This is a genomic window from Ruminiclostridium papyrosolvens DSM 2782, from assembly GCF_029318685.1.
GTDB classification, from domain to species: domain Bacteria; phylum Bacillota; class Clostridia; order Acetivibrionales; family DSM-1351; genus Ruminiclostridium; species Ruminiclostridium papyrosolvens.
On sequence record NZ_CP119677.1, the window covers coordinates 4,720,031 to 4,734,655 of the forward strand.

The following is a 14,625-nucleotide window of genomic DNA, read 5'->3' on the forward strand; positions in this document are numbered from 1 at the left end:
ACTAGATTACCGCCCCTCCTTCCTTTTTGCTTCTTAGTAAAAGGTAAAGGAAATAAGGTGCTCCCACCAACGCTGTTATTATTCCTACTCCAATCTCGTAGGGAATGGCTACCACACGTGATACAAGGTCACAGGCCACAAGGAAAATTGCTCCTCCGATACTGCTGGCAGGCAGCAGCTTTTTATAGTTTGGTCCAACCAGAAGTCTCATTATATGGGGAACAATCAAACCCACAAAACTTATGGCTCCGCTGACACAAACCGCACTTGCTGTGGCAACGGAAACCAATATCAGCAGTACTGTTCTGATTTTTCCTGAACTTAATCCTACGGACTTTGCTTCCTCTTCCCCCAGCATAAGAACATTCAAGTCCCTTGAGAAAACAAACATAAGTGCAACACTTAGTATGATTGGAATTATCACCAGTTGTACGTGTTCCCACCGCCTCCCGTCAAGTCCTCCCGTGGACCAGAAAAGAAACTCCTTTACCTGATAATCATAGGACAGAGTAAGGATAATATTGGTTATTGCCCCTATAAAAGTACTCACCGCTATACCGGAAAGCATAAGTGTAAGTACGGGTACTTTTCCTTTCTGGTAGGACAGCAGGTAAATTACAAATATTGCAATAAATGCTCCCGTAAATGCAAAAAGCGGCATAAAATACATGCTTGCAGCAGTTAACCCCAGCTTTATAGCCAGAACAGCTCCCAATCCGGAACCGCTGGATATTCCCAACAATCCCGGATCAGCCATGGGATTTCTGAACATTCCCTGCATTACTGCCCCGGATGAGGCAAGGGCTGTACCTGCAAGTGCAGCTACTACCACTCTGGGGAACCTAACAAGAAAAATTATAGGCTCCTGTCCTTCAGCAAATGTGGCATGTTTTAATATACCTATATTTTTAAGTATGATTTTAAAGGTATCAAAAAAAGGTACGTTTACCGCCCCTATAGCTGTTCCCGCAACCATTACAATCAGCAGAAGCAGCAGCATTATCGGTATAAATCCTATATTTGTCAGAGCTTTTTTTATTTTTTTATTTTTCATTTTTCCTCCGGATTATTTAAACAGTCCCGGATAGGCAACCTTTGAAATATCCTCTACTGCCAGTACAGCGTATTGTGATGTTGATGAAATATGATTATACGGTACTGAAATAACTTTATTATTCTTTACTGCTTTTATATCTGCCAGTGCCTTATCGCCTTTTATCTTCTCATTCAAAGTATAAAAGCTAACCTTTGCGTCATAGTACCATGACGGCAGAATAATAATCTGTGGGTTATACTTTATTATCATTTCCTTGGATAATTCAGGCCATCCTTCAAGACCCTCCTTTGACACAGGGTTCATAAGACCGGCTCTTGTGACAATATCATCAAAATTTGTTCCCTTGCCGCTGGTGGTACCCATTTCACTGTAATCAAGTACTGTTTGCTTCTGGTCATCAGTCATTAGTTCAAGCCTGTCATTTACAGCCTTTAGCTTCTGCTCCATCCAAGCAATTATATCCTTGGCCTTGGCTGCCTCTCCTACAATTTTTCCTATGAGTTCAAGGTTATCTTCCACCTGCTTGATATTTGAGGGAGTATTTAGCATAAACACCGTTAAATTCGCATCTCTTAGCTGTTTAATGACATTTGCATCTGCCATTTTATCCAAAAAAACAAGGTCAGGCTGCAACGCAATTATTTTTTCCGCATTTGATTCAATCCTTTTACCGACTCCTTTAGCTTCATCAGCAATATTGGAAACTTTGGCATCGTCTGCATAATAAGTCATAGCCGCAATTCTGCTTTTGTCTACCAGTGACATAAGCATTTCACAGGTTCCAAGTGGCAAGCTTACTATTTTCTCAGGCTTAGCCTTAATAGTTACCTTTGTGCCTTTTGAATCCTCCAATGTGAGAGGATATTTATCTGTTGCAGTACTTTCTACGGATGTATCTATTGCCTTAGTAGTATCAGAAGCCTGCTGGTTTGTATCACTGCTGCAAGCTCCGAAGATTCCGGTAATAAAAATCATTGCAAGTATAAAAGATAAAATTTTCAAATTCCTTTTCATTTTACAATATCTCCTAAATATTTATTTTTTTACCCCTTTAAACATAAAAGCCCTTCAAACGTTTTGTGTTTAAAGGGCATAATTCCATCTTGGAATTTTTTATTAAACACACCCCCTATCACTCGTAGAGTTAACAGTGTACACTTACAGACAGGTATTCTGACTAAGGCATCAACACTCTCCATTCCTTCCCGGTTAATGTACCAGTGGATTATATGGAGAACTCCTCCAACACAGCGGCGGGACCGTACAGGGTTCAAACCTGTTTCCCTTATCTGTAGTTCTTATTAAGTTATATTGCATATATTAATATAAAACAAGTTTAATAGCAAATCCAAATCAGACACATTATCGTCCAAATTTCTTATTTTGGCGAATCTGTCAATTAAATACAATATTTATCAAAGTTTATTAATCTTTGATAATCTCCCTTAAAAAGCTTTGTCCCGGAAAAGCATTCTCTGCATTAAATACTTCTGCAATAGTGCAGGCTATATCAGCAAAGGTTTCTCGTGTCCCAAGATTTACATTCTCTCTTATACCCTTACCATAAATAATTACAGGTATATGTTCTCTTGAATGGTCAGTACTGGGAGTAGTTGGGTCACAGCCATGATCCGCTGTAATTATCAGTATATCGCTATCTTTCATGGCAGACAAAATTTCAGGCAGTCTGTTGTCGAATTCCTCTAACGCCTGTTTGTAGCCTTCCGGATTATTTCTATGTCCAAACAACATATCAAAATCTACTAGATTTGTAAAAATCAGGCCATTGTTCTCTTGCTTCATAAATTTTAATGTAACGTCAACACCATTCATGTTGTTTTTTGTATGTTCAGCAACAGTAACTCCTTTTTTCGAAAATATGTCTTCTATTTTTCCCACAGCGACAACATCCAGACCCTTTTTATTCAGAACATCCAGAAGCGTGTCGGACGTGGGCTCCGCAGAAAAATCTCTTCTGTTGGGTGTTCTTGTAAAGTTCCCCGGTTCCCCTATAAACGGTCTGGCAATAACACGCCCCACCATATGTTCTCCTTGCAACATTTCCCTTGCCATACCGCAAATACGATACAATTCTTCCAGAGGAACAATTTCTTCATGGGCAGCTATCTGAAATACACTGTCTGCGGAGGTGTAAACTATAAGTTTCCCCGTCTTCATGTGTTCCTCGCCGTACTCCTTGATTATTTCAGTTCCCGAAGCGGCACAGTTTGCGAGAACACCTCTTCCGGTAAGCTTTTCAAACTCCTCAAGAACTTCTTTTGGAAAACCGTCAGGATATGTGGGAAAAGGATATTCAAGCTGGAGGCCTGCAATTTCCCAATGTCCTGTTATAGTGTCCTTCCCTTTAGAAACCTCCTCCAATCTGCCATAGCTCCCCATAACATTTTCGGGTGCGGAAATATAGTCTATTCCATCTATTTTTCCAATTCCAAGGCGGCTTAAGTTGGGAAGATTTATTCCATTACATACCTTTACGATATTTCCCAATGTATTACTTCCTTTATCACCGTATTCGCCGGCATCCGGAAGTTCACCTATTCCTACACTGTCAAGAACAATCATTATTACTCTATCTATATTTGTCATAATCTACTCTCCCGGTTATTTTTAATTTTTACACATACCTATTACTATTATATTAATACCAAATATTTGCTTTTTCAAACATATCACAAAATTATTAAATTAATATTATTTCCATATTATTCAAAATTTATACAATTTATATTAAGATTATGGTATAGTTTATTATAGTCCTTACACATAGTATATTTCTGGTCAAAAAACACCAACCGAAAAATAAAGGAATGATTTGCATAATGAAAAAAAAGATGATTATCTTCAAACGCACTTTTTACGTATTGTGTATTATGTGCTTACTGCTTTTAGTCAGCACAATAATAATACTTGCATTAGGCGGTTTCAATATAGGACATTTAAATTCTGCAGCACCAAAGCCCACTGCACAAAGAAGTTTATCGGGTTTATCAGAGAGCACTGACGATACTGCTGATACCAGCAAATCTCCAAGCACTCCTTCGATACCTCAGTCAATAACAATATCAGCCGTAGGTGATATCATGCTGCATCAGGGAAACCTTAATAGTGGCTATAACTCCCAAAATAAGACATATGACTTCTCCGGCTTTTTTGAATATGTAAAGCCGTATTTGAGTTCATCTGACCTTACAATAGCTAATTTTGAGACGGTTACAGCCGGTTCAGGTATCAAGTACAAAAGTTTTCCTCTTTTTAACTCACCTGACAGTATACTTCCTGCTTTGTCCCAATCAGGAGTTGACATACTCTCTACCTCCAACAACCATTGTCTGGACTGGGGTATCAACGGTCTTACAAGAACTATTCAAAAAATCAGAGAATATAAAATGGAAAACATCGGAAGCTCCATTGATGGTAAAGACAAATATGTTATTAAAGACGTAAAGGGCATTAAAGTAGCTATTCTTAGCTATTCCCAGTTCTATAACGGCCATGAAGCAAGGTTAAACAGCAGTGATAAATCCAAATATCTTAATATATTAAGCGAAGCCAACCTTCAAAAGGATATAAAGGAAGTAAAAGCACAAGGTGCTGATGCGGTTATAACTGTCCTTCACTGGGGTGATGAATATATTCGTACGCCAAATACATATCAGACAAATTTGTCAAAAAAAGTTTTATCATGGGGAGCTGACATAATACTTGGCTCTCATCCTCACGTTGTACAAAAATCAGAAATAGTACAAGTAAACGGTAAAAATAAGTTTGTTATTTATTCTATGGGAAATTTTATATCCGGCTACAGACGTACAGACAAAGCAAAACGACTTAATAAAGTCTATACTGAAGATGGGGTTATTGTCACCCTCAAACTTGATAAAGACACAAAGGGCGGCATAAATATTAAAGATGTGTCTTATATGCCTACATGGATTGATATGTATTCTTCAAAGAATAAAAATATTTACAAAATACTTCCGGCTCCATCACCTGATGTACAAGCTCCTTATGTAAACAGCAGAAATAAATCCTTTGTAAAGCAGTCATATAATAATACTATGAGCATTATGGCAAAATTTAATGGTAAGTAATATTATTATATATAAATTTACAAATTGAGTGAATTCTTATAGAATATATTAAGGTATTTGTTGTTATAACTAAGAAAGGTAAATTCAAAACGTAATGTTTATTAATTTTTATGGTAGAATTTTAAATGCGTTAAAGAATAAACCATACCGGAAGGCAGTAATTGCTTCAATAATTCTGATAATCTTAAATGCATTTAAGACAACTCTTTTCAACTACCTCATGCTGCCAAAGACAGGCGGAGGTACGTTAGGTTACAAGTTCTGGATTTCTTTACTTATTTGTGCTATTATTTTTTCCTTTGTTCTTAGCCTGAAGTCAAAATACGTTTTTTTAATCGTGTATATTATACAAGTGATTTACTGTTTTACAAATATATCCTACTTTCTATATTACCACAGCTACTTGCACTTTCTTCAGTGGATTTCCTTGTTCAAGGAAGCTATGATTTCAGCTTCCCACTTTGCAAACCCAATTAGTGTTCATCTTTTGGTAGTTTTTATTGATGTTCCTGTAGCTCTTTACATTTTCTTCTTGTGTTTCAAACGGGAAGTCAAAAGTACAAGGCTGCCTTTTTTGCGCAACGCTGTTATTGGCTTGTCCGCAGTAATTCTTATAGTGATTGAGATATTTAATTTTGCTAACGGTGAGTCTGTTGTACAGTTCATGGAAGACAGGTATACAGGAGAAACCCGAATAGTTGAAAGGTACGGTACTGTTGTAAACGGTATAGTTAATATAGTTCAAAATAATACTGAAGAAAAGCTGATTAAGCAACTTCACTACGGTAAAAGCATTTCTTCACCCAGTTCTGTAACTATTTCAAAAAGTACCTCTCAGCAGCCAAATTATGTTGTAATACAAGTTGAGTCAATGGATTCAAATATTGTCAAACAAAAATATAAAGGCTCCTCTGTAATGCCTTACCTTAGCTCATTAATGGATAACAGCGTATATTATCCGTATACTCTTAGCTATCATAAAGGCGGAGGTACCTCCGACGCTGAATTTTCAGTTATAAACAGTGTCGAAACCCTTGATGCTTTCCCGGCAATCAAGCTTTCTTCATACGGCTACCCCAATTCAGTTGTCTCCAAACTTGCAAAGGCCTCGTATAACACTATGGCTTTTCATGGCAATGTGGGTACCTTTTATAACAGAAATATAGCATTTTCAAAAATGGGCTTTAACAAGTTTTATGATATAAGCTCAATGAACTATGATGACGAGGGCTGGGGCGCACCTGATGACAAGGTCTTCTCCTTTGCTTATGATAAAATTGAAAAAAGTAAAATGCCTTTTTATACACATATTATAACAATGACAAGTCACGGCCCCTTTGAAAGTGCCAGACATTATTATAATAACAAAGCTTACGACGATATAGAAAATGAGATTGTGAAGAACTACTATAATTCCTTTAGTTACGTTGATAAATCAATAAAGGATTTCGTGGAGAAGGTTCAGGCAAAATACAGCAACACTTATATAATAATTTATGGTGACCACACTCCCAATGTGAACTCACAGGATTTCGCTCAGGCTTCGTTTATAGAGGGAGACAAATATTTTGAGTTTGTTCCTATGTTCTTGCTTACGCCTGACCACAAGAAGTACAAGGAAGATTCTGTTACAGCATCCTTCCTTGATGTCGCTCCAACCATACTGGCAACCTCAGAGCTGTCATATAGTGTAAAAACCGATGGAAGGAACCTGTTGGATACAGAAACTGCACCTTCAAATATACCTTTTAAGGGGGGTTCTTTTGACCGCAGCTGGTTGTATAACACCATATCAAATCATAAGTATGTGGAGGAAGAACCTTTGTGGCGAAAATACCTGCCATCCTTTATTTCCTCAAGCCTTATTGAACGACATAAATAAGTATATACAACAACAAGAGGTAGGGTTTTCCCTACCTCTTGTTTATTATTTTACCAACATTTTTAATTATGATTGATATGGAGCCGTCCGGGTTATTTGCAAATTCTATCATATCCCTGTTGTCGTAATAGCTTAGTGGAAAATTTATCTCAATGCCTGTATCCGTCTTGATTTTATGAGTCTTAAATTTTTTCTCTGCCAATTTTTCAGGTACAGTAATAGCCTCCTCTGTAAGTCCGGCTTTTTGAATCTCCTGTATGTACTCTTCCCTGACGGCAAGATTGGTTTCAAAAACCTCCTGAGCTATTTCATCCACCCGTATTTCGTTCTTCTCCTCCAACCCTTCGGATACAACTTTTTTAAGCTTAGCTACCTTGTCAAAATCCTCATCATAGTATTTTTTACTTATCTTCTGTGTAACCTTGTCAATAATTTTCAGCTTTTGGTTGTCCGACAAATCAGTTGAACAGTTAATCAGGTAATTGGACAGGTAAAATTCCTTTGTTCCGTTTATTTCGTAGGCTTTTTCGATGAGTTTTATTTCACCTGTCTCCAGACTGATAAGAACTGCTTCATCAACTTTTTGCCCATCAGAGGGTAAAAGCGTTTTGTGGCGTATAATCGTATTTGCCGCCCCCTCTTCCATCTGGCTCACGTAGTGGGTAAATCCTGTTTTATAGTTCAGTTTCAATAACCCCAGATATGGTTCATTACCTGCAAGAAAATGACAGCATATAAGGTCTCCGGGGGCTATATCAATATTTTTAAGCATAAATTCAAAAGTCATTGCTGCAATGGCCCGGGTTACTTCCATAAAACAGCCCGAATCCTCTTTAAGTGCAGCGCACATATCCCTTACCGTATTAACCTCACCTGTAAACTGAGCCTTTTTTAAATTTGTATCCTCAAAGGTTTTGGAAATATGCTTTTCCAAAAATTCTGCCAATTCTCCGTTTAGCTCAATTTCCTTATCAGAAAGTACCGGGAAATTTACACTGGTGTCTAAAATATGCAGGACAGCTGTATTTATATGAATACTGTATTCCATAACAAGTAATATCTCCTTTTCATTCGAAGTCAAAACCCGTCCTATATTATATCAAACTTTTAATACAAAAAATAATACATATTTGATATAATCTACTTTAGTGAACAGGAGGAATCTACATGTTTGGAAAAATTAAATCATCTATATATGTTTTAAAAGCAAACAGTGCCTATCAAAAAGGTAGTACTCAGGAGGCCATAAGCTGGTTGGATAAAGCCTACAAAACCGGAAGTGCAAAACCCGGCATAGTTATAACTTTAGGCTATCTCCTTTTAAAGGAAGGGCAGCTTGACGAATCATTAAAGATTTTTAAGGAGCAGCTTAACTATACTTTAAAGATTAAAGATAATGACCTGTACAGTCTCAAATCCAATTACGCCCTTGCATTGTGGAAAAATGGGGAACTTGACAGAGCTATTGCACTTTATGAGGAGATATTCCCAAATTACAAAAATACAAATGTTTATGGAAGCCTTGGCTATTTCTATGTCCTTAAAGGCGACCTCGAAAAAGCTCTTAAATTCAATCAAGAAGCTATGGAATACAATAGTACCGGTGCTGTAATATTGGATAATATGGGTCAAACCTACTATTTGCTGGGTGAATATGAAAAAGCGGATGAAATATTTAAAAAGTTGATTGCATTGTCGCCAAAGTTCCCGGAAGCATACTATGACTATGCACTGGTACTGGAGAAACTGGGAGACAAAGAGCATTGTATAGAAAATCTTAAAAATGCTTTGAATTACAAGCCGAATTTCCTGTCAGGTGTTACAGTGGAGCAAATTGAGAATAAGCTGCAGCAGGTTCAGGCAGAGTAAAATACAGTTTTAACTGCAAAAAAGTTTGTAGCATAAACCAACACAAAGGTTACGGCTACAAACTTTTTTTATCTATATTGTTTGCGACAGAACTTATAATACTGATATTATTTCAATTATTTTTGCTCCCAAATTCTGGAATGTCAAATATTCTCCACTCATTATTCACTGATTTTAAATTAAATGTTACTTGAATGCTTTCAGATTCTGTATATGTTTCTTTAATTGAATTGGCTTGCCTTTCAAATATGCTGCTACCATTAAAACAACTAATATTTCCATTCGCCTCATAAGTCATGTCATATGCTACTGTAACAGTTATATATGATACAAATGGAACTTTATAAATTGACATTACGTCAACAGATTTAATTTTAAATTTCTTTATGGCTCCTAACTTTCCTAATCTTTTCTCCATACCAATTTTATACATTTCGCATAAATTGATTTTTCGTTCCTTGTTGTAATTATTTAATACATAATTTCTCTCGTAAAAATCATTAAATTCCTGTTCCTTTTCTGCTATCAACTTTTTCTGTACATTAATATTATAAGTATCGTAACCAAGTGGCAGATTATTTACACTTTCTGTGCACTGTATATAGGTTTTAATGAATTTGACACTATCAGACTTATTATTAAAAAATATAAGCTGATCGATAATAATATAAACAAGAAGTACAGCTATAACTAATAATATGCTAAAAATAATCCTCTTCTTTTTTTTAGAGTATTTCTTCAGTAACAATACAGTCATCCCCCAAATTTCTATCTATGCATATGATACCATCAGCTATCTCTATAATTCTTTTGCAATAGCCTGCTATTTTATTATCATGTGTAACAATAATAACAGTGACACCTTTTTTATTTAAATCAACTAACAATCCCATAATCTCATCAGCAGTTTTGCTGTCAAGCGCCCCTGTAGGTTCATCGGCTAAAATAATTGACGGAGAATTTACAAGAGCTCTGGCAAGAGCCACCCTTTGCTTCTGTCCACCTGACATTGTACCGACTTTTTGAGTTTCTAATTCTTCAACACCCACCATTGCCAGTGCCTCTCTGGCCGTTGTTTTCATTTTAATTAATGGTGTTTTGTTAAAATATAGTGGTGTCAAAACATTTTGCAATGCAGTTTCATCGTTTAATAATGCAAAATCTTGGAGTAGGATGCCTATACTCTCATTTCTGAATTTAGAAAGCCTTCCTTCAGACAATTTATTAATTTGCGTATTGCCAAAAAAGTAACTACCTTCAGTACTGTTATCTATACACCCGATGATATGCATCAATGTTGATTTGCCAGCGCCAGATGTACCCATTATTGCTATCATTTCGCCTTCCTTTATTTCTATATTTATATTATTTAATGCAGTTAACTCGTTAGGCATACCAATATTGTACTTTTTTGTAACTCCGTTTAATTTAATCATTATATTCGCTCCTTAACTTATTCTTAACATATCAATAGGTTTATTTCTTTTTAATAAAAAGAAGGGTATAATAAATGAAACTACAGACACGGCGATACTTGAAATACAAACTATTAATAAACTTTTATCATTCAGAATAAAAAGTGTACTTTCTATTCTTCCAGTACGACGTGTATTAAAATAATGTAAAATTCCTATGAAAAGCAATCCTGAAAGTACAAAATAAAGCAAGGAGTATATTCCGGTTACTAAAATAGCACGCCTTTGTGTACATCCCGTTATGTAGTAAATTTTAAATTGATTCATGTTTTTTAATGTAGTAAGCATACACATAGATATAATCCCACATGAGGACACTAAAAACAACATAATAATAAAAGGCAGCAGTAGTGACATGAGATGCGATATTTCTTTTTGCTCATCATTAATTAGTTCAGTGTCTGTTTTTGTATATGCGATAGATATTTCCTTTTTTAATTGATTAATTGTATCTTCTGGACATGATTTATCAAGGTATATGAAAACATTTCCATAAGGTACACTCGATATACTGACTTTTGATAGAGAAGTAACTATAAATAAACCAGTTTCAGTCTGACTTTTATATAAAAGCGATAAAGGTAATTCCATATTCAGTGCAGTTAAATTTAGCGACAATACCTTCTCCGGCTTTGACAAAATACCTGTAACCATATAGCTTATTTCTTTTTTTACGTTATCTTGTTCCGTAGGTATGTATGCAGTAATTATATCACCTATTTTATATTTGTTTGATAAATATCCGCCGATAACGCAAGGTTCATAACCATTTATTTTTTGAACATCAAACCATTTTCCCTTTGATAATGGATACTTAATAGCTTTTTTGGATTCATCGTCCATCATAAAAATATTCACTGCTTTATCTTTACTTGCATCTTTGTTTAGAGACCCAAAACTTCTTCGAATATTGGAAATACCTATAACCCATTTAAACCTTTTTGTTTTTTCTTTTAAGGTATCAGCAAGCTTATCTGCATTTGTTTCCCTATTTTGATTCATACAATATATTATTCTATAGCTACTATTTTTAAAAGTATTCATAATATTTGTGTTATTTATTGACATGTTTATCACAACGACTAATATGACAGAAATGCATGCTAATTCCACAATAAGTATCGAATTTAAGAACTTATTTTTCTTAAACATTTTCATAGCCAGCAAAAATGTCTTCAAATCATCACCCCATATTTCAATTTATTTGTCGGAAACTACAATAATTTTTGGTTTGCTATTAATGATTTTTTAAATACACTTATTAAAAATGGTGTTATTGCCAATATAATAATTGATAAGAACGATATATATATAACTAAGCAGTTGGAAATTGTTATAGATGTTTGACTAAATATACTTACATTTGTTTTTTTAAGTATCAATAATACAATTAAACTAATAAAATATGATATAGTAAAAAGGAAAGCCATTTGAGAAAATAATAACAATATACTCTTTAAGCGTGAACAACCACAAATACGAAGTAAAATATAATCCTTTCTTGATTTCTCAATCATATACTTATATAAAAAGGTAAAGTTGAAAATTGCTATTAGTCCTATAAAAATACTGGATACAAGAGGTATAAATAGACTGGTAATAACTTTCTCGGGTATAGATTCCGGTAATATAACCTTTATATTCTTAATATTTGTTTCTAAATACTTCTTTAGCATCTCTTTTTGTTTATCTGAAGTACTATCGGGTAAAATTATATCAAAAGCAGATAGAGTTAAAAACTTAAGTCCTGTAGTATATGGTATTTCATCAAGATAATAATACTTTCGAATTCCTTTTACTTTAAAGCTTTTATTTTTAATAACCATGTTGTCTCCAATATTATATTGCTCAACATTTGGATTATATCTATTATCAGGATTTCTAGGTATAACCACATAGCTACCTTTTTCAATATCCTCAAATGAAATAGGAGATCCAAACACATCCTTGGAAAATTTATTCGGATATAAATAACCTACAAGCTGTCTGTTATTTGTATTATCAATAAAAAACATAGAAATATTTTCTATATCTGAAATATTATTATTCTTAATAATATTTACAACATTATTTGTAATCTGTTTATCAAGCTTACATTTTTTCAAATCAGTTTTTATTGTACGCATGCTTGTATATTGTGATACGTAATTTGCTCTAGTATTAATTATCGTTGTGAAAAAAAACATGTAAGCAAAAATAGTAATTATTTGTACTACAATAAACAGTATAAAAACTAAACGATTTTTTTTATATAATGATACTATTCTATCTATTAATATATATATTTTTTTAAGCATAATACACTCCCAAGCATATGATTAATAATAAATAAGCAAAAATAAATAGGCAATATTACGATGCCTATTTATTTTTGAATCTTATTTATTTTGCTACAAAAACAAAGCACACGATCTCTTAAAAATATGTATTCCTAAAACTTAATTAGTAACCTTCAAATATAGATCCTTATAAACGCTAGCAGATCTACTAGTTCCATTATATATGCGTGCTAATGAATGACCGGTTGCAGTATCATGGCTTGATATATGACCCATAGATCCTACACTGTCCATTTGCTCGGACCAATCATATAAAGTTCCAGCTCCGTCTGCAAAATCTATTTCAGTATATACCCATTTACCCTCGCATGCTGCATTTGCACAACCCCAAACATCGTCATAAGGAAGTATTGATCCCTCATCATATTCTACAAACAGCCTCCAACCAGTACCACTCTTCTCAACATTTGTAGAATCTGTCCTTACAGTGGTATAACTATAAGTGTATGCATTTACAAATGTAAAAGAGGTAATAATACAAACTAATACTGCTATACATAAAACTGATTTTTTAAGATTTTTTTTCATAATTTTTCACCTTCTAAAATTAAGACGTATCTTTTGATAAATAATAACATAGTTCTCATATTTTGTAAAATTTATATTGTTTCATTTTTTAAAGATAAGCATTTGTAATTGATTGAAATGCAAGTAAATGTACATCCATCAAGCATAAAAGTTACAGACGAATATAAGGGAATCAACTGAGACAAGCAGATAGAAAACCGTAAATTATCAATACGTTGCAAAATAGATCATCCATTGCTCATTGTTAAAAAGCGGTTTAGATATAGAGAAGCACATGAACCAATTCCAAGTACTATTCGCCAGTGCAAACCTTGTCATGTGTTTGATAACTGAGCGAAGCAAGGACTTTTAAATGGCATAACCGTGCCGTTTTTCAGGAAATATACCCCAAAAGGGGCATATATAAAGCAAAAAATAGCACCCCCAATGTGCTATTTACTAAAAAACATCTTGAATTCTAAGTGGATACATTAAAAGAGTTCCCTAGCATACCAGTATTCAATTAATGGATTAATCGTTTCCGTATTCTTGTTTGATGTTTTTGCCTACCAAACCAGCGGTCCGGTTAAATTCTTACTGTTATGCTCTCATATTTTATCTTTATCCTTTGTAAAAAGTATAAAGATGATTTTCGGATAATTTATCCAAAAATATTTAATTCAACTTCCTCTTAGAAGCTGAATTCCAGCATGGATTCTAAAATCTTTTTATGGCCTTCTTCGTTGGGATGAATACCATCTGCACAAATCTGTGTACCGTAGTTCTTACTTAGCAAAAAGCTTTCTCTGATATCTATCATTTTGCAGTCCATTTGGCGTGAAACCCACTCTACTGCATTGTTATAAGCTTCCTGCCAACGGTATATCCTTGCCACATCACCCAACCAGTGAAGTATATTTTCCTTGTTTAACCCTTTTGAAATCCAGTTAAAATATCTCTCAGGTTCCAGAGGCGGTAAGTTCATAAGTACCGGAGTTATCCCCTTTTTTCTGAACATCTCCACCATATTTTGAAGAGTGTTTTTAAAGCTTTCAATGGAAGTCTTAGGCTGATGCACCAAGTCAGGGTTTTCAGCTACCTCGCTCCAATTAAAATCGCAATCATTTCCGCCAAATTCTATTATTACAATATTTTCTTTATCGGAAATTAATTTGTCTATAGAATTTGATATTCTGTTCAGGGCCTTAGTGGATGTCATACCGAAGTATGCATTATTTTTTACATTAAACCCTGTTATCTGGGCAAAGCTGCTTATGCTGTTATCCTTCATTACCTTGTATTTGCCGTCGTTTTCATCCAGAATAACGCCTTTTAAAATTGAATCTCCCCAAACAATTATATTTTTATTTGCTGAATTTGACAT

At 34.5% G+C, this 14,625-nt stretch carries 13 protein-coding genes and 1 riboswitch; of the genes, 3 read left to right on the forward strand and 10 right to left on the reverse strand.

The annotated features are described in order from the left end of the window. Position 1: 1 nt before the first annotated feature. The 3 genes from P0092_RS20680 to P0092_RS20690 form a co-directional block, all read right to left on the reverse strand. The gene (locus P0092_RS20680) at positions 2 to 1,054 is read right to left on the reverse strand and encodes a FecCD family ABC transporter permease (RefSeq protein WP_004618484.1); all 1,053 of its coding nucleotides are present in this window, start codon (positions 1,052 to 1,054) and stop codon (positions 2 to 4) included. A gap of 12 nt (positions 1,055 to 1,066) precedes the next feature. Continuing rightward, a complete protein-coding gene (locus P0092_RS20685) occupies positions 1,067 to 2,071 on the reverse strand; it encodes an ABC transporter substrate-binding protein (protein WP_004618482.1) in 1,005 nt (334 codons plus the stop codon). A gap of 132 nt (positions 2,072 to 2,203) precedes the next feature. Continuing rightward, positions 2,204 to 2,393: riboswitch (cobalamin riboswitch) on the reverse strand. An 89-nt stretch (positions 2,394 to 2,482) separates the two neighbouring features. Continuing rightward, positions 2,483 to 3,664 carry a phosphopentomutase gene (locus P0092_RS20690; protein WP_004618480.1) on the reverse strand — a complete coding sequence of 394 codons (1,182 nt, stop codon included), beginning with the start codon at positions 3,662 to 3,664 and terminating at the stop codon, positions 2,483 to 2,485. A gap of 233 nt (positions 3,665 to 3,897) precedes the next feature. Between P0092_RS20690 and P0092_RS20695 the strand changes: the two genes are divergently transcribed. Both P0092_RS20695 and P0092_RS20700 read left to right on the forward strand, forming a co-directional pair. Then, positions 3,898 to 5,169, forward strand: a complete 1,272-nt coding sequence (locus P0092_RS20695) for a CapA family protein (protein ID WP_004618478.1) — start codon at positions 3,898 to 3,900, stop codon at positions 5,167 to 5,169. Between the two features lie 94 nt (positions 5,170 to 5,263). Beyond that, complete coding sequence (locus P0092_RS20700) at positions 5,264 to 7,051, forward strand: LTA synthase family protein (protein ID WP_004618476.1); 1,788 nt, start codon at positions 5,264 to 5,266, stop codon at positions 7,049 to 7,051. Positions 7,052 to 7,082: 31 nt separating this feature from the next. Here P0092_RS20700 and P0092_RS20705 read toward each other — a convergent pair whose 3' ends face one another. Then, a complete protein-coding gene (locus tag P0092_RS20705; protein WP_004618474.1) occupies positions 7,083 to 8,099 on the reverse strand; it encodes a nucleoid-associated protein in 1,017 nt (338 codons plus the stop codon). A 119-nt stretch (positions 8,100 to 8,218) separates the two neighbouring features. On the opposite strand from P0092_RS20705, the gene P0092_RS20710 reads away from it, so the two are divergent. Then, on the forward strand, positions 8,219 to 8,920 hold the full coding sequence (locus tag P0092_RS20710; protein WP_004618472.1) for a tetratricopeptide repeat protein: 702 nt from the start codon (positions 8,219 to 8,221) through the stop codon (positions 8,918 to 8,920). 112 nt (positions 8,921 to 9,032) lie between these two features. Here P0092_RS20710 and P0092_RS20715 read toward each other — a convergent pair whose 3' ends face one another. The 6 genes from P0092_RS20715 to P0092_RS20740 all read right to left on the reverse strand — a co-directional run bounded on the left by P0092_RS20715 (position 9,033) and on the right by P0092_RS20740 (position 14,625). Next, the gene (locus tag P0092_RS20715) at positions 9,033 to 9,668 is read right to left on the reverse strand and encodes a hypothetical protein (protein WP_004618470.1); all 636 of its coding nucleotides are present in this window, start codon (positions 9,666 to 9,668) and stop codon (positions 9,033 to 9,035) included. Beyond that, positions 9,646 to 10,356 carry an ABC transporter ATP-binding protein gene (locus P0092_RS20720; RefSeq protein ID WP_004618468.1) on the reverse strand — a complete coding sequence of 237 codons (711 nt, stop codon included), beginning with the start codon at positions 10,354 to 10,356 and terminating at the stop codon, positions 9,646 to 9,648. Before P0092_RS20720 ends, P0092_RS20715 begins: the two co-directional genes overlap by 23 nt. 12 nt (positions 10,357 to 10,368) lie before the next feature. Next, the gene (locus tag P0092_RS20725; RefSeq protein ID WP_004618466.1) at positions 10,369 to 11,553 is read right to left on the reverse strand and encodes an ABC transporter permease; all 1,185 of its coding nucleotides are present in this window, start codon (positions 11,551 to 11,553) and stop codon (positions 10,369 to 10,371) included. A 56-nt stretch (positions 11,554 to 11,609) separates the two neighbouring features. Next, positions 11,610 to 12,692 (reverse strand): ABC transporter permease, encoded by a 1,083-nt coding sequence (locus P0092_RS20730; RefSeq protein WP_276187015.1) that lies wholly within the window; start codon positions 12,690 to 12,692, stop codon positions 11,610 to 11,612. Between the two features lie 141 nt (positions 12,693 to 12,833). Beyond that, positions 12,834 to 13,262: a hypothetical protein gene (locus tag P0092_RS20735; protein ID WP_004618462.1), complete on the reverse strand. Its 429-nt coding sequence runs from the start codon at positions 13,260 to 13,262 to the stop codon at positions 12,834 to 12,836. Between the two features lie 670 nt (positions 13,263 to 13,932). Then, positions 13,933 to 14,625, reverse strand: a complete 693-nt coding sequence (locus tag P0092_RS20740; RefSeq protein ID WP_004618460.1) for an SGNH/GDSL hydrolase family protein — start codon at positions 14,623 to 14,625, stop codon at positions 13,933 to 13,935.